Annotated in this window: 26 protein-coding genes; 19 read left to right on the top strand and 7 right to left on the bottom strand. The window is 51.9% G+C overall.

Features of this window, described 5'->3' with window-relative positions; translation table 11 throughout:
- Positions 1-27: 27 nt before the first annotated feature.
- Both JJU47_RS03725 and JJU47_RS03720 read right to left on the bottom strand, forming a co-directional pair.
- A complete protein-coding gene (locus tag JJU47_RS03725; protein ID WP_228616332.1) occupies positions 28-315 on the bottom strand; it encodes a hypothetical protein in 288 nt (95 codons plus the stop codon).
- Between the two features lie 272 nt (positions 316-587).
- Positions 588-1,319, bottom strand: coding sequence for a hypothetical protein (locus JJU47_RS03720; RefSeq protein WP_228616330.1), 732 nt, complete (start codon positions 1,317-1,319; stop codon positions 588-590).
- 141 nt (positions 1,320-1,460) lie between these two features.
- Between JJU47_RS03720 and JJU47_RS03715 the strand changes: the two genes are divergently transcribed.
- The 8 genes from JJU47_RS03715 (at position 1,461) to nadE (ending at position 7,047) form a co-directional block, all read left to right on the top strand.
- Positions 1,461-2,033 (top strand): GNAT family N-acetyltransferase, encoded by a 573-nt coding sequence (locus tag JJU47_RS03715; RefSeq protein ID WP_228616328.1) that lies wholly within the window; start codon positions 1,461-1,463, stop codon positions 2,031-2,033.
- Entirely contained in the window at positions 2,030-2,749 is a 720-nt protein-coding gene (locus JJU47_RS03710) for an alpha/beta fold hydrolase (RefSeq protein WP_228616326.1), read from the top strand. Before JJU47_RS03715 ends, JJU47_RS03710 begins: the two co-directional genes overlap by 4 nt.
- On the top strand, positions 2,736-3,296 hold the full coding sequence (locus JJU47_RS03705; protein WP_228616324.1) for an NADPH-dependent FMN reductase: 561 nt from the start codon (positions 2,736-2,738) through the stop codon (positions 3,294-3,296). The genes JJU47_RS03710 and JJU47_RS03705 overlap by 14 nt, the downstream gene beginning before the upstream one ends.
- A gap of 68 nt (positions 3,297-3,364) precedes the next feature.
- A complete protein-coding gene (locus JJU47_RS03700) occupies positions 3,365-3,604 on the top strand; it encodes a hypothetical protein (RefSeq protein WP_228616322.1) in 240 nt (79 codons plus the stop codon).
- Between the two features lie 71 nt (positions 3,605-3,675).
- The gene (locus JJU47_RS03695; RefSeq protein WP_228616320.1) at positions 3,676-4,767 is read left to right on the top strand and encodes a virulence factor; all 1,092 of its coding nucleotides are present in this window, start codon (positions 3,676-3,678) and stop codon (positions 4,765-4,767) included.
- Positions 4,768-5,008: 241 nt separating this feature from the next.
- The gene (locus JJU47_RS03690) at positions 5,009-5,203 is read left to right on the top strand and encodes a hypothetical protein (protein ID WP_228616318.1); all 195 of its coding nucleotides are present in this window, start codon (positions 5,009-5,011) and stop codon (positions 5,201-5,203) included.
- 100 nt (positions 5,204-5,303) lie between these two features.
- Complete coding sequence (locus JJU47_RS03685) at positions 5,304-6,116, top strand: BsuPI-related putative proteinase inhibitor (protein ID WP_228616316.1); 813 nt, start codon at positions 5,304-5,306, stop codon at positions 6,114-6,116.
- Between the two features lie 118 nt (positions 6,117-6,234).
- Positions 6,235-7,047: an ammonia-dependent NAD(+) synthetase gene (gene nadE / locus JJU47_RS03680; RefSeq protein WP_228616314.1), complete on the top strand. Its 813-nt coding sequence runs from the start codon at positions 6,235-6,237 to the stop codon at positions 7,045-7,047.
- Positions 7,048-7,083: 36 nt separating this feature from the next.
- On the opposite strand, the gene JJU47_RS03675 is transcribed toward nadE, so the two are convergent.
- Positions 7,084-7,470: a disulfide bond formation protein B gene (locus tag JJU47_RS03675; RefSeq protein ID WP_228616312.1), complete on the bottom strand. Its 387-nt coding sequence runs from the start codon at positions 7,468-7,470 to the stop codon at positions 7,084-7,086.
- A gap of 110 nt (positions 7,471-7,580) precedes the next feature.
- Here JJU47_RS03675 and JJU47_RS03670 point away from each other — a divergent pair, with 110 nt between their 5' ends.
- From JJU47_RS03670 to JJU47_RS03650, 5 genes are all read left to right on the top strand, one after another.
- Positions 7,581-8,459, top strand: a complete 879-nt coding sequence (locus tag JJU47_RS03670; RefSeq protein WP_228616310.1) for a transcriptional regulator CcpC — start codon at positions 7,581-7,583, stop codon at positions 8,457-8,459.
- Positions 8,456-9,577: an N-acetyldiaminopimelate deacetylase gene (locus JJU47_RS03665; RefSeq protein ID WP_228616308.1), complete on the top strand. Its 1,122-nt coding sequence runs from the start codon at positions 8,456-8,458 to the stop codon at positions 9,575-9,577. Before JJU47_RS03670 ends, JJU47_RS03665 begins: the two co-directional genes overlap by 4 nt.
- Positions 9,578-9,843: 266 nt before the next feature.
- Complete coding sequence (locus tag JJU47_RS03660; protein WP_228616306.1) at positions 9,844-11,232, top strand: cytochrome ubiquinol oxidase subunit I; 1,389 nt, start codon at positions 9,844-9,846, stop codon at positions 11,230-11,232.
- Positions 11,233-11,246: 14 nt separating this feature from the next.
- Positions 11,247-12,278 carry a cytochrome d ubiquinol oxidase subunit II gene (locus tag JJU47_RS03655; RefSeq protein ID WP_228616304.1) on the top strand — a complete coding sequence of 344 codons (1,032 nt, stop codon included), beginning with the start codon at positions 11,247-11,249 and terminating at the stop codon, positions 12,276-12,278.
- A gap of 107 nt (positions 12,279-12,385) precedes the next feature.
- Positions 12,386-13,048 carry a potassium channel family protein gene (locus JJU47_RS03650; RefSeq protein WP_024369971.1) on the top strand — a complete coding sequence of 221 codons (663 nt, stop codon included), beginning with the start codon at positions 12,386-12,388 and terminating at the stop codon, positions 13,046-13,048.
- Between the two features lie 30 nt (positions 13,049-13,078).
- On the opposite strand, the gene JJU47_RS03645 is transcribed toward JJU47_RS03650, so the two are convergent.
- Positions 13,079-13,855, bottom strand: a complete 777-nt coding sequence (locus JJU47_RS03645; protein ID WP_228616302.1) for a Cof-type HAD-IIB family hydrolase — start codon at positions 13,853-13,855, stop codon at positions 13,079-13,081.
- Positions 13,856-14,074: 219 nt separating this feature from the next.
- On the opposite strand from JJU47_RS03645, the gene rnjA reads away from it, so the two are divergent.
- On the top strand, positions 14,075-15,742 hold the full coding sequence (gene rnjA / locus JJU47_RS03640) for a ribonuclease J1 (RefSeq protein WP_024369973.1): 1,668 nt from the start codon (positions 14,075-14,077) through the stop codon (positions 15,740-15,742).
- Between the two features lie 63 nt (positions 15,743-15,805).
- Entirely contained in the window at positions 15,806-17,263 is a 1,458-nt protein-coding gene (locus JJU47_RS03635) for a phospholipase D family protein (protein ID WP_228616300.1), read from the top strand.
- Positions 17,264-17,313: 50 nt separating this feature from the next.
- Here the strand turns inward: JJU47_RS03635 and JJU47_RS03630 are convergent, their stop codons facing one another.
- Both JJU47_RS03630 and def read right to left on the bottom strand, forming a co-directional pair.
- Positions 17,314-18,939, bottom strand: coding sequence for an alpha/beta hydrolase (locus JJU47_RS03630; RefSeq protein WP_483298117.1), 1,626 nt, complete (start codon positions 18,937-18,939; stop codon positions 17,314-17,316).
- A gap of 1 nt (position 18,940) precedes the next feature.
- On the bottom strand, positions 18,941-19,480 hold the full coding sequence (gene def, locus JJU47_RS03625; protein ID WP_228616295.1) for a peptide deformylase: 540 nt from the start codon (positions 19,478-19,480) through the stop codon (positions 18,941-18,943).
- Positions 19,481-19,810: 330 nt separating this feature from the next.
- Between def and pdhA the strand changes: the two genes are divergently transcribed.
- The 4 genes from pdhA to lpdA all read left to right on the top strand — a co-directional run bounded on the left by pdhA (position 19,811) and on the right by lpdA (position 24,666).
- Positions 19,811-20,896 carry a pyruvate dehydrogenase (acetyl-transferring) E1 component subunit alpha gene (pdhA, locus tag JJU47_RS03620; RefSeq protein ID WP_228616293.1) on the top strand — a complete coding sequence of 362 codons (1,086 nt, stop codon included), beginning with the start codon at positions 19,811-19,813 and terminating at the stop codon, positions 20,894-20,896.
- 3 nt (positions 20,897-20,899) lie between these two features.
- The gene (locus tag JJU47_RS03615; protein ID WP_024369978.1) at positions 20,900-21,877 is read left to right on the top strand and encodes an alpha-ketoacid dehydrogenase subunit beta; all 978 of its coding nucleotides are present in this window, start codon (positions 20,900-20,902) and stop codon (positions 21,875-21,877) included.
- A 76-nt stretch (positions 21,878-21,953) separates the two neighbouring features.
- A complete protein-coding gene (locus JJU47_RS03610) occupies positions 21,954-23,249 on the top strand; it encodes a dihydrolipoamide acetyltransferase family protein (RefSeq protein WP_228616291.1) in 1,296 nt (431 codons plus the stop codon).
- A 4-nt stretch (positions 23,250-23,253) separates the two neighbouring features.
- Positions 23,254-24,666 carry a dihydrolipoyl dehydrogenase gene (gene lpdA, locus JJU47_RS03605; protein ID WP_228616289.1) on the top strand — a complete coding sequence of 471 codons (1,413 nt, stop codon included), beginning with the start codon at positions 23,254-23,256 and terminating at the stop codon, positions 24,664-24,666.
- A 17-nt stretch (positions 24,667-24,683) separates the two neighbouring features.
- On the opposite strand, the gene aac(6') is transcribed toward lpdA, so the two are convergent.
- Positions 24,684-25,130, bottom strand: a complete 447-nt coding sequence (aac(6'), locus tag JJU47_RS03600; protein WP_366511932.1) for an aminoglycoside 6'-N-acetyltransferase — start codon at positions 25,128-25,130, stop codon at positions 24,684-24,686.
- Between the last annotated feature and the right edge of the window lie 75 nt (positions 25,131-25,205).

Raw genomic sequence — 25,205 nt, 5'->3', positions numbered from 1 at the left:
CCTTTATCGGGAGACGGCTTTTTTTCGTTACGCGTTCGAAGCCAGTTTGATTTTTTGTCGTTTTAGCTTGTGCAATAACCAAGCGTGGAGCACGTCACAAGAATGGTGAGGAAGGGTCAGTTCCACGAGCGGGTTAGACTGACCGAATATAGTGAAGCGCGAATGGTCCTCGTTGAGCAGCGATACTTGAATATCGGTCGCTTCCTGCAGCGAAATTCGTTGCTCGCCGGCAATAGCATCTTTCAATTTCAGCATTTTTCCATTCGTCGCAAACTTGGTGAACGAAGAAATTCCCTGTACTTTCAGTTGTTCCATTTCGTGTATCTATCCATCCGCATGATGAATAGATTTTCACCTCGCTTTCTCTATATTGCCTTCCATTCTCTAAGAAGGTTATTCCTAGTATACCGTCCTCCCGATAAAAGAAAAGAGTCAATTTAACGAAAAATTTAGACAATTTGTTATCGAAATTTAAAAATAGTTTTTTATGGCGTCATGAAGCGGTTTAGGATGGGAGAAAGAAGTCCGGGATAATAAAAAAGAACCTAAAAAGATCAGGTTCTTTTCGCTTTGATGCCCGAGTGACCTTAAAAGCGTTCGACTTCCCACGTCCGTCGCCGATACGTCAGTTGTCCTTTCAACGCGATCGATTCTTTTTTCGCATCAAAGTCTTCTTCGAGGACGGACATATCTTCGTAGCGTCCGGCCACGTAAAAAGAGATCGTGACTTGTCGGTTGAACAAGCTGCGTTTCGTATGATCGAAATCAATGATTAACCCTTGGGGCGCCAAAGCGAGCAACTCATCGATGACCGGGAGCGGGATCGGCACGAAGCTGATGTTTCGAAGGTCACGGTCGAGTTTACTTTGCAGGATGCTCTGCAGGAAGCGATTGATGGAAGCCCAGTCTTTTATGTAAAGGCTGCTGTGGCGGTCATTCGCTTCATTGAAATAAGCGATCTCGTTTTGGATCGAGTTGAGGAACGGTCCTTTTATGCCGCGTTCCATGTGGCTCAAAAAAAGAATCTCGGCGATCTCATGATCTGACAATGATTCGAGCACGTGATAGTCCGGGAAATCAATGGCGGTGAACGTCGTCTGGTTGTTCAAATACTTCGTCGAGAACGTCGCCAGTTCGTGGGCCTCGATATAACGGAAACGGGTGCGTGAGGATTGTCGCATGCCTTTGACGTCCGTCCGACAAATGATCATCGGGCGGGCGAGCGATAACGCCTCCGTGACATCGCTCAACGTCACCCCGTGCAGTGTAAAACGTTGCAGTTCACGGTCTTGTTTAATGTAGAACAACTGTTTTGACATATTTATCCCCTCAGTTCGAAGTCGCTATACTTGATTTTACCAAATCCGCTTACGGGACGCCATGTTCGAGAAGGTTCAACTGACGGTTTTTGAGGAAAACAAGCTATAATTGAAGAAAGCAAAAAGAAAGGCGGGTTCACTATGTGGGGGTTGAGAAAGAGTTTTCCGGAGCTCGCTACGAATCGCTTTACGTTGAGGGAATTAGAACCGCGCGATGCGCGGGCGCTCTATGCCATCTTGTCGACGGACGAGGTCATGCGTTATTACGGGTCCGACCCGCTCCTCGCCGTCTATGAAGCGAAAAATGTCATCGCTTATTTTAAGGATCAGTTTCAACAAGGCAAGGCGATCCGTTGGGCCATCTGTGACCGATTGACCGATGAACTCGTCGGCACGATCGGATTTCACAACTGGACGCCGCAATATTACCGGGCCGAGATCGGCTTCGAAGTGGCGCGCAGCCATTGGCGTCAAGGTGTCGCCTTTGAGGCGGCGACGGCAGTCATCGAGCACGGTTTCAACGAGTTCAAGTTTCATCGCATCTCGGCACTCGTCGCCCCTGAGAACGACGGGTCGAACCGATTGGTCCAAAAGCTCGGTTTCACCGAGGAAGGGTTATTGCACGATTATGCCTATAGTCACGGCCGATTTATGGATTTGACGATGTATCGGTTGTTGCGAGACGAATGGCTGACAAGGGAGGACAAACAATGAGACAAGTCGTATTGTTACACGGATTATGCGGGTCCCCGGCGTATTTTGAAGAGTTGGAACCGTTGCTCAAGGCGGACGTCTACGCGCTCACGTTGCCGGGTCATGACGGTAGTGAAGCCGGGCCAGAGACGATGGACGAGTTCGCGGATTGGGTGATGGAGGAGATTAGACTTCGAGGGCTCGAGCGGCCGGTCGTGCTCGGTCACTCATTCGGAGGATATATCGCGACGAACCTCGTCCGCCGTCACGGCGACGCGCTGTCAGGGTTCGGTTTGATTCATTCGACTGCGGCGGCAGACACGGATCAAGCCAAAGAGAAGCGCAATCAAGCGATGGAGCGGGTCGTGGAAGAAGGGGTCCACCCGTTCATCGATACGATGATCCCGGGCGTGTTCGCCGAAGACTCGGAAGCGGCATTGATCGATCGCGCCAAACAAATCGGCTACGCGATGTCAAAAGAAGGGGTCCTGTCCGCCCAGCTCGCCATCCGTGACCGCACCGACGAGACGAAGACGGTCCGAGACACAAAGTTGCCGGGACTCTTCATATACGGCGACAAAGACCCGAACATGGACGAAGCGCGTGCGTTCATCGGAGCGGACCATCATACGAGACGGAAACTGCCGGTCAGTCACATGGGGATGATGGAAGCCCCGGCAGAAGAGGCAGATCTCATTAACGCATGGCTCGAGGAGGTGTCCCATGAAGAAGTTTAACCTTGTCGCCGTTTCCGGCAGTTTACGAAAAGCGTCGTACAACACCGCACTCCTCCATTCGATCATCGAGCTCGGACGCGACCGGTTCGATGTCAGCATCCAGTCAATCGAGTTGCCGTTGTTCAATGATGACTTGATCGACCCGGACGAGCCGGAAGACGTCGTGGCGTTCAAGCGTGCGGTGAGCGAGGCGGACGGGTTTCTCGTCGTGACCCCGGAGTACAATCATAGTATTCCTGGTGTCTTGAAAAATGCGATCGACTGGCTCTCACTCGAACCTGGGTCGCCTCTCGGAGGCAAGCCGGTCATGATCGCTGGGGCGTCTCCAGGCATACTCGGGACGGCGAGATGTCAAATCCACCTCCGTCAAGTATTTGCCACAAATCGGGCAAATGTTTTACCAGGAAATGAAATCTTCATCACGCAGTGCAAAGAAAAGATTGATGGAGAAGGATTGAAGGATGAGAAGTCGATTCGACAGATCGAGAAAGTGTTATTTGAGTATTATAATTGGATTGAATTTTGGAAGCGTAACGAAAAATCTTAACTTGAACTCCCGTCGTTTGTTTGATAGAAATGAATTGTGAAAACAAACACAAAGGGAGCGACAACAACATGGAAACGTATATTGAACTGTATAACGGCGGCGAATTAGAGGACCGGGCAGTCATCAATGACGGGATGACGTTTGGACGAGTGACGATTGTAGAGATGTTCTATCAGACAGGTCACATTTTCGGTTATGTGAAAGCCAACGGGGAAAAGCATTTCTTCCTCGAGCCGATCGCCGAGGACGATACGTTCGCCGCTGATGGCGAGACGTATTCGCTCCAACAGTTCATTGCCCTATTTTGATGTTCACGACGCAAGCGACTCGCTTGCGTTTTTTTGTTGTTTTCGTCACGATTGGAAGTGAGGTGATGACAATGAAACTAGTAGCAATCGAACCGACGCCGAGCCCAAACAACTTAAAGATTATCGTCGAGCCGGCCTTCACGGGCCGTGGCGTCACATACGACAAGGCAAGTGCGGACATGCCAGACATCATTCGTGAAATCGTCATGCTCCGCGGTGTGAAATCCGTCTATGCCGTCTCGGACTTCTTGGCGGTCGAGCGCCATCCGAAGCATGATTGGCACGATGTCATGAACGAGATTCGGCGCGCTTTCGGAGAAGACGTCGAAGAAGTGTCAGTGAGCAAACTGGCGGCAGATTATGAGCCGGTCCACGTGTCTGTCCAATTCGTCTTAGACGTCCCGATGCAACTGAAACTCGTCAAGGGGGACGAGGAGAAACGCATCGGTCTGTCAAAACGTTTCGTCGATGCGGCGATCGAGGTACAAGCGCAAGTGAAAAACGTCATCCAAGACCGGCGCTGGGTCGAGCAAGCCCCGCGTTACGGCGAACTAGAAGAAGTCGGGACGGTCGCGCAAGAAGAACTCGAGGCCGCTTATCCTGAAGATCGCGTCGCGCGAATCGTCGCCCGGGCGTTCGGCCGGGAAGCGGATTACGAGGCGAATGCGAACCGGCTTCAATCGGATGACTGGAAGACACGGCTCGCTTTCTTGGATGAGCTAGAAGTCACGGCAGACAACATGGTCTATTTCCGCCGAGCGCTCGAAGACAAGGTGATGGCGATTCGGCGCCAAGCGGTCGTCATGATCGGGATGTTCGAAGAAAATCGTGAGGAATATGTCACGTATATCGAGCAGGCGCTCGTCGACCCGTCCCCGATCGTTCGCCGAACAGCGGGCGACACGGTTTCGGACTGGGCGCTGCCGCAATCGCAGCCGTCGATGATCGAGGCGCTCAAAGATAAGAGCAAGCTCGTTCGCTGGCGGGCGGCCCGTTTCTTGTTCGATTGCGGGGACGAGCGGGCGGTACCGGCGCTTCAAATCGCTGAAGAGGACCGGGAGTTCGAAGTCTCTTTGCAAGCCCGGCTCGCGAAAGAACGGATCACGAGCGGCGAGACCGCCCTCGGAACGGTATGGCAACAAATTTCGAATCGATCAAAATAAAATCATTCGACAATCTAGTTTCGTCAAGTTTTACAGTTACAGGAAAAGAGAGACAGGCATTTGACGCCTCGTCTCTCTTTTATCGGTTATAAGTGGGTTCTGGCTCCAAACGAATAGAAATTGATGACAGCGATTCGACATCCTGTCGACTAGGTCGTTTGGCCTGTCGAACGATAGGGCGTTATTTTTTTTAGAACGTTGTTACACTGAGTATATCTTATATGAAAAAGGAGCCATACTCATGATGCTTTTTGCAGAAACACCTGAACTCGTAGCCTATAAGGAAATGGTCGGCGACATGATCACTGTCATCTTTGAGTCGATCCATAGCGAGACGTTCTCGATCTCTGCACAAGTTCGCCCTGACATCGACGTCGCCGACTCGCTGTTCATGACTGGTTTGCAGCAATACACGGAAAACCTTCAAGTTTCTTAAAAGAGGTAAATAATATTAGGAAAAACATTACAAACGTCGGCACGAACGTATACACTAGTGCTATAGACGTTTTTTTATTTTTTAGAGGAGAGTGGGATACGTGAAGAAAACTTGGCTACTCGTCGCAGTCGCGGCGCTACTCATCGTCGTTGCGGCATGCGGAAAAGAAGAAGAGAACCCGAGCGATGTGGATGGCAATACATCGGCACCGCCTGCGTTGTTGTCACTGGAGACGGACGTCAGCTATGACGCGGCGTCGAAGCAGTTATCAGCGACGGTCTCGATGACGAACCCGAACGAAGAACCGGTCAACGTGACGTTCAATTCGTCACAACGCTTCCAACTGACTGTCATGAACGGTGAAACGACTGTCTTTGATTACGGCACCGAATATATGTTCACAGAATCGATTATCGAAGAGACGTGGGAGCCGGGCGAGACGAAAGTATTTGATGAAGTGTTCCCGCTCGCGCTTGCGGCCGGAAACTATACGGCCGACTTCGTCAGCCTCGCTCAAGTCGAAGGGGCGCCAGAGATGGCTGTGACGGATCAAGTGACGTTCACAGTCGATGCACCGGCGACGGAAACACCTTCTGAAGAACCGGCTGAAGAGCCTGCGGAAGAACCTGCGGACGAGCCGAGTGAACAACCGGCCCAGACAGACGGTGACTTCCGTGACGTGTCCATCAACCGTAACGGCACGTTGATTGAAGTGTCGGGGTACACGACAGTCGAAGAGTTTGAATGGAGCGTCTCGGACGGCCATACCGTGTTTGCGCAAGGGGCATCACAATCGACAGCGGGCGGTTTCACGTTCGGTGCGCTTCTCGACGAAGAACCGACGTCTGGACAGTCGCTCTTCCTTGAGCTGACACCGATCGGCGGAGACGTGGCATCGTTCCGAATTCAATAAAGAGGTGACGGGAACCTAGGTTTCCGTCTCTTTTTTTCGGGAATGAAAGAAGTTGACGACTCAGGTGGATTGTCAGACAATTAGACAAACGATCAGAAGACGAGGGAGGAACTCATTGATGCAGCAGCATATCATCGAATCCACACATGTGTTACCAAATATTGACCCGGCTGAGGAAGTGCGCCGGCGCATCGACTTTTTGAAAGCGTACGTGAAACGAGCGGGGGCGAAAGGGCTCGTGCTCGGTATCTCAGGTGGCCAAGACTCTACGCTCGCCGGAAAACTCTGTCAGCTTGCGATGGAAGAGTTGCGTGGAGACGGCGGCGACTACACGTTCTATGCGGTGCGACTCCCGTACGGCGAACAACATGACGAAGACGATGCGCAGCGGGCAATCGATTTTATCCGTCCGGACAAGGTGTTCACGGTCAATATTAAACCGGCCGTCGACGCCTCGGCTGAAGCGTTCAAACAAGCGACCGGTCTCGAACTCGGTGACTTCCATAAAGGCAACACGAAAGCGCGCGAACGGATGAAAGTCCAATACGACATCGCGGCGACATACGGGGCGCTCGTCGTCGGAACGGATCATGCGGCCGAATATGTCACCGGATTTTACACGAAACATGGGGACGGGGCGTGTGATTTGACGCCGCTCACCGGGTTGAACAAACGTCAAGGGAAGGCGCTCCTCCACGAGCTTGAAGCACATGAGAGCTTGATTTACAAAGTGCCGACAGCCGACCTAGAAGACGACAAACCGGGTCTTCCGGACGAAGTCGCGCTCGGGATGACGTATGATGAGCTCGACGACTACCTCGAAGGCAAAGCGGTCGCACCCGAGATCGCTGAGCGCATTGAGACGATTTTCAAGCGCTCGCGCCATAAACATCATATGCCGGCCTCGCTTTACGACGAGTGGTGGCAGTAAACGAAAGGAGAAACGGCCAGGCGACCGTTTCTCCTTTTACTGTTTGCGTACAGGAATAAATTGGATGAGCAAGATGAGCGTGAAGGCGATCAAACTCAAGAGCGGGATCGTGACGAATCCGAAGTAGTTCACCCAACGGATGAGGCAGTCGTTACTGCAAAACGCGTCTCCGTTCGGGATGCGCTCGAGTACGACGTGATACAAGGCGATCGCCCAGCCTGCCCCTGCCATCAAACCGACGAACAGACGGTTGACGGATTGATTCGTGAACATGATCGTCATGTAGTAGATGGCGAGCGGATACATAAATATGCGTTGGAACCAACATAACTTGCACGGCAAGTAGAGCATGACCTCAGAGAAATATAGGCTGCCGAGCGTCGCGACGGTGGCGACGATAAAGGCGAAATGGTGACGTTGCATCATTGTTCCTCCTGACGACTCAAAAAATAGGGCCAAACATGATATGATACAGTGAAGCAATAACGTATCCAGTATACAGGTTTCGAAACGATAGAGAAATAGGTGACGTCATGCAAGTATCAGAAGTGGAAGTGTTGATCGTCCTCGCTGAGGAATTGAATATGCGAAAGGCCGCGGAACGGTTGTTCGTGTCACAGCCGGCGCTCAGTCAACGGCTCGTCACAATCGAGCATCAGTGGGGGAAAAAGATATTCGTCCGCTCGACGCGCGGTCTCGCCCTCACCCCGGATGGTGAGAAAATCATCGATTTTGCGAAGAAAATGTACAGTGAAGAACAAGATTTGCGCGGGGAGTTGACGGCCAAGCAAGGTGAGGTGTATGGTACGCTCAAGATTGCCGTCGCCTCGATCATGGGGCAATATTGGTTGCCGCGTGTGTTGAAGCGATTCGTCGAACGGTATCCATCCGTCCGCGTCAAACTCGTGACGGGATGGTCGAGCGAGATGATGCGTTACATGCTCGAAGAGAATTTTCATATCGGCATCATCCGTGGCAACCCGGACTGGCGCGGCGAGAAGATGCGTCTCTTTTCCGACTCGCTCCATCTCGTCGATATGCGCATGACCGATTTGAAGCAACTTAAAAATAACGAGCGCTCGTTCATCCAGTTCAAGAGCGACTCGACCTATTATCAAGAAATTTTAGAATGGTGGCAAGAGCGGTTCTCGAGCCCGCCGATGACGACGCTCGTCGTCGACCAAATCGAGACGTGTAAACAGATGGCGCTCCATGGCATCGGTTTTGCCATCTTGCCGGAGTCGACGATCCGAGACGTGGAGGCGATCCATAAAATCCCGCTCACGTCATCGAACGGGACGCCGCTCGTACGCGACACGTGGATGCTGTCGACCGAATCGATGCTCGAACTGGCACAAGTGCGGGCGTTTTGGGAAGTAGTGGAAGAAGTGACAAAGGAGAGTGTGGAATGAGTTGGGCGATTGATGCAAGAAGACAGTTACATTTGATTCCGGAACGAGGGTATGAGGAGTTTAAGACGCAAGCAACGCTCGAAGAGCTGATTCGCTCGCTCGAGTCCCCGCGGGTTCACATCTCGCATTGGCGCACCGGCTTGTTCGTCCGCGTCGACGGCATCGTCGGGGAGAAGACGATCGGATACCGCGCCGACATGGACGGTTTGCCGATCTATGAAGAGACCGGACTCGAGTTTTCGTCCGTCCACGAAGGGATGATGCACGCCTGTGGGCACGACGTCCATATGGCGGTCGCACTCGGTCTCATCAAACGGGCGGTCGAGGAACCGCTCGACCATCATCTCGTCGTTTTCTTCCAACCGGCCGAGGAAGGCCCGGGTGGAGCCGAGCCGATGGCGATGTCCGAGCTGTTCTACCACTTCCGTCCCGACGCGATGTTCGGCCTTCACGTCGCGCCGGAATACCCGGTTGGAACGATTGCCTCAAGACCTGGCGTCTTGTTCGCGAGTGCGCGTGAGCTTCACTTGACGATTCACGGCAAAGGCGGACACGGCGCTTTCCCGCACGCCGGAATCGATGCGGTCATCGTTCAAGCCGTGCTCATCATGCAGCTGCAGACAATCATCTCCCGCAACATCGACCCGATGGGCAGTGCCGTGATCAGTATCGGCAAAGTCTCGGCAGGCACGAAAGAGAACATCATCGCCGAGACGGCGAAACTCGACGGGACGATCCGCGCCTTGTCGGATAAAGAGATGGTCGTCCTCGAGCGCCGGATTCGTCAAGTGATCGCCGGCGTCGAGATGACGTATAACGTCCATATCGACCTCGAGTTCGGTAATCGGTACCACGAAGTCGTCAACGATGAGCGGTACTTGTTCCAATTCGAAGAAGCGGTCGAAGAAGTCGGATATTCGTATAAGACGTGCGTCCCAGCGATGACGGGTGAAGACTTCGGCTATATGTTGAAACAAGTACCGGGCTTTATGGTATGGCTCGGTGTGAACGACATGGGGTCCGGCCTGCACCAATCGACGCTCAATCCAGACGAGCGGGCGATCGACGTAGCGGTCGAGCTGTTTGATCATTTCTTCCGAACGGTCATCATCAAGTGAGGGGAGCGGACAATTGGGTCCGCTTTTTTTGTTGGCAATGTGTGAAATGATGCTTCCGTTGTGAGGAAAAAGGGAATTAATTGTGATTGTAAAGCGACGATTTTGTTAAGCTTGCTCAAATGTGAACATTTTGCGAACTCAAGCATTGAGACATTACAGCGCAATATAAAATCATTATGATAAGGTTATCCAATGGAAATCATCATTGATTTGGCGTTTCAGGCATCGGTTTGAAGCGATAGAGAGAGATAGGAGGGTATCAATAGATGTTTCAAGATCCTGTCCTGATGAGTCGGGCGTTAACGGCACTCACGCTAGGCTTCCACGTGATTTTTGCCACACTCGGCGTCGGGGTTCCACTTTTAATTTTATTGGCTGAATTTTTAGGGATTAAAAAGAAAGATCCGAAGTACACGCTCATGGCCCGGAGGTGGTCGCGTGGATATGTTGTGACCGTCGCGGTCGGAGTTGTCACAGGGACGGCCATCGGGCTGCAATTATCCTTGCTTTGGCCGAACTTGATGCGCGTCGCCGGTCAGACGATCGCGCTCCCGTTATTCATGGAGACGTTCGCTTTCTTCTTCGAGGCAATTTTCCTCGGGATTTACTTGTATACGTGGGACCGGTTTAAAAACCCGTGGCACCACATGCTCGTCGGGATTCCGGTCGCGGTCGGGGCGTTGTTCTCAGGTTTCTTCATTACGACCGTGAACAGTTTCATGAACCAACCTGTCGGATTTGACATCGTCGACGGAAAACTCGCGAACGTGAGCCCGATCGAGGCGATGTTCAGTCCGGCGATGCCGACGAAAATGGCGCACGTGTTGACGTCAGCCATCTTGACCTCGGCGTTCATCTTGGCGGCGATTGCAGCTGTACAGTTGCTCCGCAGCCGACGCAACCAACTCGACCATGTGACGATCGCCTACCATAAGCGTGGCCTTCGCCTCACTATGACGGTCGCTTTGATCTTTGCGATCGCAACGGCGCTTGTCGGTGACTTCTCAGGTAAATACTTGGCGAAATACCAACCGGACAAGTTGGCTGCCGCCGAATGGCACTTCGAGACGTCCTCCGAAGCCGAGCTCATTTTAGGGGGCTGGCTAGAAGATGACGGTCAAGGCGGTTATGAAGTGCGCGGAGCGATTAAAATTCCGTACGCACTGTCTATTTTGGCCGGTGGTGTCCCGAACTATGAAGTGACGGGGTTGAACGAGTTCGCGAAAGAGGACCAGCCACCGCTCTTTGTCCACTACTTGTTCGACGCCATGGTCGGGATTGGGATGCTACTCGCACTCATCTCGTTCCTGTTCGTGCTCGGACGCTATATTAAACGGTTGAACCAATTCAGTAAGCCGATGCTCATTGCGATTGCGGCCGGCGGTCCGCTGTCGATGATGGCCATCGAGTTCGGATGGTTCTTCGCCGAGTTCGGTCGTCAACCTTGGGCGCTGTATGAACTCATGCGCACGAGTGAGGCGGCGACGACGTCGGCGAACGTCGGATGGATGCTTGTCGCTTTCGCGATCCTCTACGCGGTTCTTGGCGTGGTCACGGTGCTCGTCTTGACTCGTCTGTTCAAAGACAACCCAGTCGGGAAAGAACTAAAACAATCGGAACATCGCGGTGAAGCGATGTTTGCGGATGAAGTGTGATCGGAGGGTATGACATGCAGATTCAAGAACTAGGGATTGCCGTCTTATGGACGTTCTTATACGGCTATCTCATCGTCGCATCGATTGATTTCGGTGCAGGTTTCTTCGCTTTCTATAGTAAGTACACGAAGCGAGACCATATGGTCAACCGCCTGATTGCACGGTATTTGTCACCGACGTGGGAAGTGACGAACGTCTTCTTCGTCTTCTTCTTCGTCGGGATCGTCGGATTCTTTCCAGATACGGCGTATTACTACGGGACAGCACTTCTCATCCCGGCATCGGTCGTGTTGATCTTGCTCGCGATTCGCGGTAGCTTTTATGCCTTTGCCAACTATGGCTCGAAAGAGAGCACGCTCTATATGTTCTTATATGGCGCGACCGGGCTTTTGATTCCGGCTTCGATGTCGACCGTGCTCACGGTCAGTCAAGGCGGGTTCATCAACGAGACAGAATCGGGCGTGTTCTTTGATGGCATGAAGTTATTCACGAACTTCTATTCATGGACCGTCGTCACACTCGCGATCGTCTCGGTGCTCTACATCAGCTCGATGTTCCTCTTGTTCTATGCGGATAAAGCCGGGGACAAGACGGCAAGCGGACTCGTCCGCAAATGGGCGCTGTTTTGGAGCGTGCCGACGATTATCGCGTCAGGTCTTGTCTTCTTCGGATTGAAGTCGCAAGCCGCTTGGCACTATGAACGGATCTTGGCCGGCAACTGGTGGTGGTTCGCCGCAAGTTTCATCTTCTTCGTCGTGGCGGTCTCATTCGTCTACTTGAAGCGAAACTACGGGCTCGCCTTCCTCATGGTCATGGGTCAGTTCTTCATGGCGTGGTTCGGCTACGGCTATACGCATTTGCCGTATATTCTGTATCCGTACATCGACATTAACGGAAGTGTCGTCAACGAGTCGATGGCGATCGCACTTGTCATCGTCTTCATCTTAGGACTGCTCTTACTCGTCCCTGCACTTTATTTGTTGCTTCGACTGTTCTTGTTCGACAACGATTACGTGCGTGGAAAGCGTTCGAGCGGTAAAGCGTAAGACCGGGGCTTCCCGGTCTTTTTTTGTATAGTCTTTTCACATGGAATCAGTTACACTGAACGAAGAATCGAGTATAGAATGAGCTGTTGGAAAGGGATGTATACAATATGACAGGTGAATTTGCAGTCATTGGATTGGGACGTTTCGGCGGGTCGATCGTGCGGGAGCTGTCAGCGAACGGATACGACGTCCTCGCGATCGATGCGGACGAAGAACGTGTCAACGAGTTCATGGGAGTGGCCACGCATGCGGTCATCGCGGACACGACAGATGAGAACGTATTGAAAAGTCTTGGGATTCGTAACTTCGAGCACGTCATCGTGGCGATCGGAGAGAACATTCAAGCGTCGATCTTGACGACGCTCATCTTGAAGGAACTTGGCGTCCAAATCATCACCGTAAAAGCGACGAACGACTACCATGAGAAAGTGTTGCGCCGCATCGGTGCCGACAATATCGTCCACCCGGAGCGCGACATGGGTGTGCGGATTGCCAACGGATTGATGAGCCAAAGCATCTTGGATTATCTCGAGCTATCGAACGAGCACTCGATCGTTGAGATCAAGGCGTCCGATAAACTATCGAACAAATCCCTCATCGATTTAGACCTCCGGGCCAAGTACGGCGTCAACATCGTGGCGGTCCGCCGTGACGACGATGTCATCATCTCTCCTCAAGCAGACGAGATGATCCTACCGGAAGATATTTTGATCATCATCGGAAAAGATACCGACCTCGACCGGCTCGAACGAACACTCCGGTCCAGATAAAAACGAGAGGCGTCCGCCTCTCGTTTTGTTTCAAATGAGATTCATCTTCTTCAATCCGTATTCGATCCCGTCCTCGAGAATCGACTTCGTCACATAATCCGCGACCGCTTTCGTCTCGGCCCGGCCGTTGCCCATGGCAATCCCGGTTCCGACGTATTGAAGCATCGCCAAGTCGTTTAACGCGTCACCGAACGCGTACGTGTTTTCGAGCCGATATCCGTTCGCTTCGATGAAGTGACGAATCCCGTCCGCTTTGCTGGCGCCGCGGTTGATGACGTCCATGGCGTGAGGGTGCCAACGGATAAAGTCGAACTCGTCATACGCGTTCACGTAGTGGTGCTCGTCTTCAGGCGTACAGTAAAGGAGTGTCTGATACACGTCTTGTTCGACGTGGAAGTTCGGTTCATATGTCGGGATCGGCATGTCGAGTTCCCCGAGCGACTGCTCGACGACGTGGTCGTTCGCTTTCGTCGCGACGCCGCGATGTTGACCGAGGTAGACGAGCGTATGATCGTTCGTCTCCGCGTGATCGCTCAGCCGCTCGAGAGCGTTCGTCGGCAGCGCGTTCTGATAGACGACCTCGCCTTGATGGACGACGATTTGACCGTTATAACAGACGAAGCTGTCGATTCCGACTTGTGCCGGGATCGTGGACAACATCGCCGGACCGCGTCCAGTCGCGATGAACGTCTCGACCCCATTCAGCCGCAGTTGTTGGATGGCCTTGATCGTTGAAGGCGGGATGTACGTCCCGTCGTGGAGGAGTGTCCCGTCGATGTCGAAAAAGACGACTTTTTTATCTTCCATTTGATTCACCATGCTTTCTCTGTCTAGTTATGAGTTGTTTCTACACCCAAAAGCATAACATGAAATCGAGAAACCGCCCTCAATCTGACGTCATTAGTGAAATGTTGTCACAAAATGAGCTATAATGAAGAAAGAATCTTACGGAACGTAACCATATTATGAGAATCACTTATGTTTCACATAGATGAAATACAACTAATTGGAGTTAGGAGAGATTAAATGAAGTTTGTAAAGAACCACCAAACTGCCGTATTCGCGTTAGGCGGACTCGGCGAGATCGGAAAGAACACGTACGTCGTTCAATTCCAAGATGAGATTATCGTCATCGATGCCGGCATCATGTTCCCGGAGGACGACTTGCTTGGGATCGACTACGTCATTCCGGATTATACGTACTTGATCAAAAACAAAGATAAAGTAAAAGGGGTATTTATCACTCACGGGCACGAAGACCATATCGGTGGCATCCCGTTCCTCTTGAAGCAAGTGAAACTACCGATTTATGCGACGAAACTCGCGCTCGGATTGATTAAAGTGAAACTTGAAGAACATGGCTTGCTCCGCGAGGCGGAACTTCACGAGATCGACGAAGACGCGATCGTCAAGTTCAGAAAGACGAGCATCTCGTTCTTCCGGACGACTCACTCGATCCCGAACTCGCTCGGTGTCGTCGTCAAGACACCGCAAGGAAACATCGTCCATACAGGTGACTTCAAGTTCGACTTCACACCGGTCGGGGAACCGGCTGACCTTGCCAAAATGGCGGACATCGGGAAAGAAGGCGTGCTCTGTCTGTTGTCCGATTCGACGAACGCAGAAGTCGAAGGCTTCACGATGAGTGAGAAAGTCGTCGGCGGCACGATCAGCGAGACGTTCCGGAAAGCGGAAGGCCGCATCATCTTCGCGACGTTCGCTTCAAACATTTACCGTTTGCAACAAGTCGTCGATGCGTGTGCCGAAACAGGTCGCCATCTAGCTATTTTCGGCCGTTCAATGGATAAAGTGATGACGATCGGTCAAGAGCTTGGCTTCATCAACGTGCCTAAAGGCATGATCATCGAAGCTAATCAAATGCGCAACTATGAGCCGCATGAAGTGGCGATCCTTTGTACAGGATCACAAGGCGAACCGATGGCGGCACTCAGCCGTATCGCTAACGGGACGCACCGTCAAGTGTCGATCATCCCGGGTGACACGGTCATCTTTTCTTCTTCACCGATTCCGGGTAACGCCATCTCGGTCGGGAAGACGATCGATCAGTTGTACAAAGCGGGAGCAGACGTCGTCTATGGCAAATTGACGAACATCCATACGTCTGGTCACGGGTCTCAACAAGAGCAATTGCTCATGATCCGCTTGCTCAATCCAAAATTCTTCATGCCGATCCACGGGGAGTACCGGATGCTCGTCAAACACGCCGAGCTCGCCGAATCGGTCGGGATTCCGAGAGAGAACAGTTTTGTCATGGATAACGGTGAAGTGCTTGCCGTCGATGCCGACTCTGCTGCCATCACCGGTAAAATCTCGGCGAACGCCGTCTATATTGACGGAAACGGCATCGGTGACATCGGCAACATCGTCTTGCGCGATCGCCGCATCCTCTCAGAAGACGGGCTCGTCGTCGTCGTCATCAGCATCGACGGCAAGACGCGGAAACTCGTATCGGGACCGGACATCATCTCGCGCGGTTTCGTCTACATGCGCGAATCCGGCAGCTTGATTCGCGATGGCGAACGGTTACTCAAAAAGACGGTCGAACAAGGCTTGTCAAACAAACAAATGAAGTGGTCGGAGATGAAACAACTCGTATCCGACACGCTCACGCCATATTTGGCACAAAAAACGAGAAGACACCCGATGGTCCTCCCGATCATCATGGAAGTATGACCGAGCGGGCTGTAGGAGACTACAGCCCGTTTTTTAGAGCAAACCAATAAGGAGATGGTGCGGATGAAACAGAGTAAACGAAAGAGGAGCATATGGAAGTGGGGCCTGGCCGCCTTTTTGCTTATTTTTCTCGTCACGATGATCTACCATCAAGTGAAACCGCTCCCGGAAGGTGTGTCACGAGCATCTGAACCGGTAGCGATTTCGGACGATCAGATCGATTTCTTGTTCGATTTGACATATCAAGGCGAAGATACGGAAGTGAACGAGCTAGAGATATTCCAAGACGTCGAACGGTCGATCCGCGAGGCGCGTGAGTATGTCGTCATGGACTTTTTTTTATTCAATCCTTATTCGAACGAAGACCGGGAGTATCCGACCATCACGGCACGGTTGACGACGGCGCTCCTTGAACAGATGGAGGCATATCCGGATTTGAACGTCGTCGTCATCACCGACGAGATCAACACGACGTACAACGGGCATCCGGCCGACCATCTCGATTTGCTAGAAGAGGCGGGCGCTGAGATCGTCTATACGAACCTCGATGCGCTCCGTGACCCGAACATTTTGTACTCGACGTTGTACCGGATGGCGTTTCAATGGTTCGGGGACAGTCAGAACGGGTGGTTGCCGAACCCGATGGCGAAATCGGCGCCGGACATTACGATCCGCTCTTATTTGCGTCTATTAAACGTGAAGGCGAACCACCGAAAAGTGATGGTCACTGAAAACGAAGGGTTCGTCTTGTCGGCAAACCCGCACGACGCGAGCGGCTATCACTCGAACGTCGGCGTGCGGCTCGACGGACCGATCTTAGCCGACATCTTAGAAGGCGAAGAAGCGATTGCTCGTTTCTCAAAAGGAGACGAGGCGCGCTTCCCGAACGAAGAGAAGTTGGCGAACTTACGAGAAGAAGATTCGGACGGCCCGATGCAGATCCGTTACGTAACCGAGTCGAAGATTGAAGATGCGGTCATCGACGGGATGGACCAGGCGAAAGCGGGGGAGACGATTTGGGTCGGCATGTTCTACTTGGCCGACCGGGACATCATCCATGCCATTCACCGGGCCGCAGAGCGTGGCGTATTCGTCAAACTGATCCTTGACCCGAACACGAACGCGTTCGGTCGCGACAAGTCGGGTTTGCCGAACTTACCGGTGACGGCAGAATTGAACACGGTCAATCCGGAACAGATCGAGATTCGCTGGTACGAAGTCGGGGACGAACAGTACCATCCGAAACTGTTGTACGTGGAAGGCGAGCGGCAAGTCGTCGTGATCGGTTCTGGAAACTACACGGCCCGCAACATGAACGATTACAACTTAGAAGCCGATGTCGAAGTCGTCGCGACGACGGAGACGGAATTCATGAGTGAAGTCGACGGCTATTTCAAACGGCTGTGGAACAACGAAGAAGGAACGTATACGCTCGCTTACGAAGAGATTCAAACCGATTTGCCAATCGGCAAATATTTGATTTATTGGTTACAGAAGCTGACGTGGACGATGACGTATTAATAAGAACAGCCCGCCTTCACGATGAAGGCGGGCTGTTTTCGGATCCGTGATCAATTCGTCTCGACAGGGTTGAACTCGTTCGTGTACTCGTACAGGAACCGTCCCGTGTCCCGGAGCACGTCTGTCTTCCGGTGAAGCGAGAAGTGGTCGTACGGGACGGTCTCCGTCGTGATATTGTTCGTATATTCTTCGAGCAGGAGCGAACTTGACGGTTCGATCAAGTTGAACTCTCCGCCGCGTCCTGAGAACGATAGCACTTGGACGGAGCGGGGCCACGTCTCGAGTTTCATTTGAAACGCCTGCAATCCGTCGGACGCCGGGGACAGGTCACGGATGGCCGGGCTGCCCGTGTTAACCCCGAAGTTGCTTGCCGATAGTCCGAAGTTGGCGAGGCGGGTGCCGCCGAACGGGCTGTCGTACGTGACGAACTTGTCGATCAAATAGTCGTCTTGGTTCAAAATATAATTCGCGGCGGCGACACCGCCCATGCTGTGACCGATCAAATACATTCGGTCGAACGACTTGTTGCGCTCAGATTTATACGTCTCGATCGCTGCGTTCAACCATTTCGTTTGATTGTTCAAAGACGCCTCGGCGTCTTCATACTCGATGCGGACGATCGGGCGGTTCGAGCTATAGTCGTTAATGACGCAGTCGACCTCGCTCTCGGTCGAAACCGTACAGAGCGCACCGTCTTTGGCGAGTCCGCGCTGTTCCATGAACTGCGAGAAACGCAAGAACGTCCGATCGGTACCGAGTAGCCCGTGCACGGCGAACGTCGGGATGAACTCATCGGTCTGGGCCGCTTGTCGCACCGCCTCGGCTTTCCGTTCCGTCGTCAGTTCCTCTCGTACGGTGACGACGATAATCGATAAGGCGAGCACGATGATGATCACACCGAGCAGGCGTGACCGCAGCGACGTCTTGTTCGGATCGCCGGCGTTTTGCCGGTACTTACGCCATACGAAGAAAGCGATGAGGCTAAAAGCGATGACAGCGATGACCGTGATAATCCACGCCTTGACGTTTGGAACGTGGGCGACGAGCGTCATGTTGTTTTGCCGGCCTCCGTACACTTGCCATTCGACGTGTTTCATCGAACGCGGGTCGAGCCCGGTCCCGTCTTCGACGAACACCCCGGTCGGCACCGTCAGATTAAAACGGATGTCCGCTTGACGGATGTAGCGTTCGGCTAGTTGCTTCGGTGACCCGCTCAAATTGACGCCAGGCAACTCGATGCGATCGAGCCGGAGATCGAGGTTCGTATTGAGGACGTACGAGTCGAACCAGATGCCGTCCTCTTTTTGGACGTCGAATTCCATATCCGGCGGGACGAGGATGCCGGCCGGACCGGTCTTCCATTCTTCTTTAATGTTTTGCAGTTCATCGACACTCTCGAACGTCTTTTTCAATACCATGCCTTCATAGTCATCTTCGCTCGAGTAGTCCCGCGTCGCGTACCCGTTATCGTTCGCTTGTTGTTTCCACGTATCCCAATCCAACCGTAAATTGAGCAGTTTCATCACCGGATGGTCACGAAACGCATACGTCGTCTCGAGCGTGACCGATTGGTCGTAATGGACAGTGGCGTCATATTCGACGCGGACACATCCCCCGATTAAAAGAAATAAAAATGGGAATACTAACAACAGCGCCTTTTTTTTCACGTTCGTCACCTCAAATCGGCTCACCGTATGTCTCTAACGGATTAGTCGGATTGATACGGTCGTAGAATAAGACCCCGTCCAAATGATCGAGTTCATGTTGGCAGACGATGGCACGCATACCACGAAGCCGCAATTTGATCGGGTTGCCGTCGCGATCGAACCCTTCGAGCGTGATGCGACGATGACGCGGTACGTTCCCTTTGACGACACGGTCGACGGACAGGCAGCCTTCGCCGCCGTTCAAGAAAGTCTGTTCGACAGAGTGGCTCGTGATTTTCGGATTAAAAATTGAGAGCTTGAACGTCTCGTCTTCTTCTGCGAGCAGCACGGTGAAGAAGCGGCGATTGATTCCGAGTTGTGGAGCGGCGATGCCCACGCCACCGCGAAGTTCATATTTTTCACTGATCTCCGGGTCTTGGCTGTTGACGAGGAACGTCTCCATTTCGTCGAGCAACGCCAAATCTTCAGCCGTCGGTGGCACCGGTACTTCTGTCGAGCGAAGGCGGAGGCGGTCATCCCCTTCACGAATCACATCTTTCATCGTTAACATGTACAACTTCCTTTCCCAAATCGATATGCTTAATTATATCATATTTAATGAGGAATCCGGCAAGATGGTACAGAAGGTGAAATGAAATTGATACAGAGGTGAAATACGGGAAAAGATGTGTTCATGTAAGCGTTTTTATGGGGTGAGCATATTTTTTGCGTTATTATAACAACCCGTTTTATACTGACAAGGAAACGGCAGGAGATGATTAACTTTCCTGTATCACGTTAATACAGATTGCTTTTTTGGACAGATACACTTAAGATTTGAGGTAGTGTTTGATCACAAAAAAGACAATTGTCTCATAGTTGAAAGGATGAGGTGAAACGAATGAACAACGTTCAGGTACTTCAAAACGTGGAAGAAAACTTCCAAACGTTCCGTATTCTCGACGAGAAGGGCGAAGTCGTCAACCAAGACGCAATGCCCGACGTAACGGACGAGCAACTTCAGGAGCTTATGCGCCGCATGGTCTATACTCGAATTTGGGACCAACGTGCAATCTCACTTAACCGTCAAGGACGCCTAGGATTCTACGCGCCAGTGGCAGGTCAAGAAGCAACGATGATCGGGACGCAATACGCGCTCGACAAACAAGACTGGATCCTTCCAGGCTACCGTGATATCCCGCAACTCGTATTCCACGGACTTCCGCTTTATCAAGCGTTCTTGTTCTCACGTGGTCACGTAGCAGGAAACCGCATTCCTGAAGACGTTAACGTCTTGATGCCGCAAATCATCATCGGAGCACAAATCATTCAAGCAGCGGGTGTGGCAATGGGCCTCAAACGCAACGGCAACACAAACGTCGCCATTACTTACACGGGTGACGGTGGTTCATCGCAAGGTGACTTCTACGAAGGTTTGAACTTCGCGGGTGCATTCAAATCACCAGCCATCTTCGTCGTACAAAACAACCGCTTCGCCATCTCGACTCCTGTTGAGAAGCAAACGGCAGCTAAAACGATCGCGCAAAAAGCTGTAGCAGCGGGCATCAACGGAATCCAAGTTGACGGAATGGACGTTCTTGCTGTCCTCGCCGCAACACAACAAGCGCGTAAAGACGCACTTGAAGGAACACCGACGCTCATCGAAGCACTCACATACCGTTACGGACCACATACGCTCGCTGGGGATGACCCAACACGTTACCGTACGAAAGAACTCGACACAGAGTACCAAGAAAAAGATCCACTCGTACGTTTCCGTCTCTTCCTCGAAGGCAAAAAGCTTTGGAGCGAAGACATGGAGAACGAAGTGATCGAGCAAGCGAAAGCTGACGTGAAAGAAGCGATCAGCCTCGCAGACAAAGAACCAAAACAAAAAGTTTCGGACTTCATCAACAACATGTTCGAAACACTTCCTTCAAACTTGAAAGAGCAGCTTGAAGAATATACAGCAAAGGAGTCGAAGTAAGTTATGGCTCAAATGACAATGATCCAAGCGATTACTGATGCGATGCGCGTTGAAATGAAGCGCGACGAGAAAGTACTTCTCTTCGGAGAAGACGTTGGTAAAAACGGTGGGGTATTCCGTGCGACGGAAGGCCTCCAAGACGAGCTCGGCGAAGACCGCGTCTTCGACACACCGCTTGCTGAGTCTGGTATCGGTGGTCTTGCTATCGGTCTCGGTCTCACTGGCTTCCGTCCAATCATGGAAGTTCAATTCTTCGGTTTCGTTTTCGAAGTGTTTGACTCGGTCGCAGCTCAAATGGCACGGATGCGTTACCGTTCAGGCGGCGCTTACAGCCAGCCAATCACAATCCGTTCACCGTTCGGTGGCGGTGTTAAAACACCTGAACTTCATGCGGACAGCCTCGAAGGTTTGATGGCTCAGACACCTGGTCTTAAAGTCGTCATCCCGTCGACTCCGTACGATGCAAAAGGTCTCTTGATCGCGTCAATCCGCGACAACGACCCTGTCGTATTCCTCGAGCACATGAAACTTTACCGTTCATTCCGTGGCGAAGTACCTGAAGGCGAATACACGATCGAGCTTGGAAAAGCAGACGTGAAGCGTGAAGGAACTGACGTTTCGATCATCACATACGGTGCGATGGTCCACACGTCACTCAAAGCAGCGGAAGAACTCGAAAAAGAAAACATTAACGTTGAAGTCATCGACCTCATGACGGTTAGCCCGCTTGATATCGATACAATCGTCGAGTCTGTTAAAAAGACTGGCCGTGCGATCGTCGTTCAAGAAGCGCAGCGTCAAGCAGGAATCGCGGCAAACGTCGTAACTGAAATTCAAGAACGCGCAATTCTTCACCTCGAAGCACCAGTGCTTCGTGTGACTGCACCAGACACAGTATTCGCCTTCGCACAAGGGGAAGACGCATGGTTGCCTGACCATAAAGATGTCGTTGCAAAAGTTAAGGAAGTTATCAACTTCTGATCGTGTTCATTTAACGATAAGGGAGAATTGTCTCCCTTATCGTGTTTACATGATTATTTGATGGGAGGAAAAACCAGTGGCAGTATTTGAATTTAAATTACCAGACATCGGTGAAGGAATTCACGAAGGTGAGATCGTCAAGTGGTTCGTAAAAGATGGGGACACAGTAAAAGAGGATGACATCCTCCTTGAAGTGCAAAACGACAAAGCCGTCGTTGAAATCCCAGCTCCAGTTGATGGGACAGTCAAAGAAGTAAAAGTCTCAGAAGGAACAGTTGCCGTCGTCGGCGACGTCCTCATCACGTTCGATATCGAAGGTGACGCGCCAGCGGGCGAAGAGGAAGCAGCTCCTGAGCAACCAAAAGCTGAAGAGAAGACAGAAGAGACAGTTCAAGCTGACGTGAAAGAAGACGGTCCACGCGACGTTCAACTTCACAAGTCTGAGCGTGTCATCGCGATGCCTTCAATCCGCAAGTACGCTCGTGAAAAAGGCGTCGACATCCGTGAAGTCAAAGGCTCTGGCGACAACGGCCGCGTCTTGAAAGAAGACATCGATGCGTTCGCGAACGGTGAAGCACCAGCAGCAGAAGCTACGACAGAGAAAACAGAATCTGTAGCTCCAGCAGCAGCTGCGAAGACGGAAATCAAGCCTTATGAGTCAGCTACACCTGAACTCGAAACGCGCGAGAAAATCCGTGGTATCCGTAAAGCGATCTCGAAAGCAATGGTCAACTCGAAACACACAGCGCCACACGTTACACTCATGGACGAAGTCGACGTCACGAAACTTGTCGCACTCCGTAAAGAGTTCAAACAAGTCGCGGCTGACCAAGGCGTGAAACTCACGTACTTGCCGTTCGTCGTAAAAGCATTGACAGCTGCAGCGAAAGCTTACCCAGCGATCAACGCGTCAATCGACGATGTGAACGAAGAGATCGTTTACAAAAACTACTACAACATCGGTATCGCAGCAGACACGGACAACGGCCTCGTCGTTCCTGTCGTCAAAGATGCGGACCGTAAATCAATCTACGCACTCGCTACAAACATCAATGAGCTTGCCGGTAAAGCACGCGAAGGCAAACTTGCTGGGGACGACATGAAAGGCGGATCGATCACAATCACAAACATCGGTTCTGCTGGTGGACAATGGTTCACTCCAGTCATCAACCACCCAGAAGTTGCGATTCTCGGTATCGGCCGCATCGCTGAAAAAGCTGTCGTTAAAGATGGCGAGATCGTCGCAGCACCAGTGCTCGCACTTTCGTTCAGCTTTGACCACCGCCTCATCGACGGTGCGACTGCGCAAAACGCACTCAACATGGTGAAACGTTTGCTTCAAGATCCAGCACTTCTAATGATGGAGGGATAAGAACATGGTAGTAGGAGAATTCGCACAAGAAACTGATTTGCTTGTCATCGGCGCCGGTCCTGGTGGATACGTCGCAGCCATTCGTGGCGCTCAGCTCGGACTTAAAGTCACGATCGTTGAGAAAGGAAACTTCGGCGGCGTCTGCTTGAACGTCGGTTGTATCCCATCGAAAGCGTTGATTACGGCTGGTCACAACTTCCAGCACGCGAAAGGTCACTCGTCAATGGGAATCACATCTGACAACGTGTCAGTCGACTTCACAAAAGTCCAAGACTGGAAGCAATCAGTCGTCAACAAATTGACGGGCGGCGTCAAAGGTCTTTTGAAAGGCAACAAGATTGAAATCGTTCAAGGGGAAGCGTTCTTCGCATCTGAAGACACAGTTCGTGTCATCACGGAAGACAGCTCGACTCCTTACAAATTCAAAAAAGCGATCATCGCGACAGGTTCGACTCCAATCGAAATCCCATCGTTCAAATGGTCAAAACGCGTTCTTTCTTCAACAGGCGCATTGGCGCTTCCTGAAGTACCGAAAAAACTTGTCGTCATCGGCGGCGGTTACATCGGTATGGAGCTCGGAACGGCATATGCAAACTTCGATACAGAAGTTGTTGTCGTTGAAGGCGCAAGCGACATCTTGTCTGGCTTCGAGCCGCAAATGACGCAAATCGTCAAAAAGAAACTCAAACAAAAAGGCAACGTCACGATTCACACGAATGCTCTTGCAAAAGGCGTCGAAGAGACAGAAGACGGCGTAACTGTGAAGTTTGAAGTGAACGGTGAAGAACAATCTGTTGAAGCGGACTACGTCCTCGTCACAGTTGGTCGTCGTCCGAACACTGGCGACATCGGTCTTGAGAACGCGGAAGTGAAAGTTAGCGACCGCGGCATCATCGAAATCGATGACCAGTGCAAAACGTCGAACGAAAACATCTATGCAATCGGCGACATCGTTCCAGGACCACCGCTCGCGCACAAAGCTTCTTACGAAGCGAAAGTCGCTGCTGAAGCGGCCGCAGGTAAGCCAGCTTACCTCGACTACTCAGCAATCCCAGCGGTTGTCTTCACTGACCCTGAACTCGCGACAGTCGGTTACACAGAACCGCTTGCTAAAGAAGAAGGACTCGATATCACGATTTCGAAATTCCCATTCGCAGCGAACGGTCGTGCCCTCGCACTCGACGAGCCAGACGGCTTCATGAAGCTCATCACGCGTAAAGAGGACGGTCTTTTGATCGGTGCTCAAATCGCGGGTACAGGCGCTTCTGATATGATTGCTGAGCTCGGTCTCGCAATCGAGGCAGGCATGACAGCTGAAGATATCGCGCTCACAATCCACGCTCACCCATCACTCGGTGAGATGGCAATGGAAGCGGCAGAAATCGCAATGGGTATGCCGATCCACGTCGTTAAGTAACGATAAAAAATCTCTCGCTATTCGTAGCGAGAGATTTTTTTAATGTAGTGGACCGTGCGCTCAACTTCTTGAAATCCGACGCGTTCATGAAACTGTTGGCTGCCGGTGTTTTCAATCTCGGTATCCGAGGCGATCTCATCGCAACCGTTCGACCGGGCAAACGAGGCGGCGGCCTCAATGAGTTTTGTTGCGACATCGTTGTCGCGTTCTGGCTCGGCCACGTAAATCCCTTCAATAAACGCGGTCGGGGTGTTCGAAGAACCCGGCACGTAATCGAAACGGAAACTAAGTTGACAAAATCCGATCGGTTCGTCCGTGACGGCTAAAAAATAGTGCATTTTATCGGAACGAAGCCCGAGCCGGACTTCGGCCGACAGTTCGGTGACCGGCGCATCCGGCCACAGATGATGCATCAACTGAACGAGATGGGCGACGTGGCGCGCCCTGGCGGTTTTTTTTTTGATAGGGCTAACACCATTTTTTAAAAATTAGTCGGAATAACACCCATTGATAAACTTGGGGGGCTCGACAACCTTGAA

The organism is Exiguobacterium sp., assembly GCF_020832205.1.
Taxonomy (GTDB): Bacteria; Bacillota; Bacilli; order Exiguobacteriales; family Exiguobacteriaceae; genus Exiguobacterium.
This window is presented reverse-complemented; position numbering and strand designations above follow the sequence as displayed.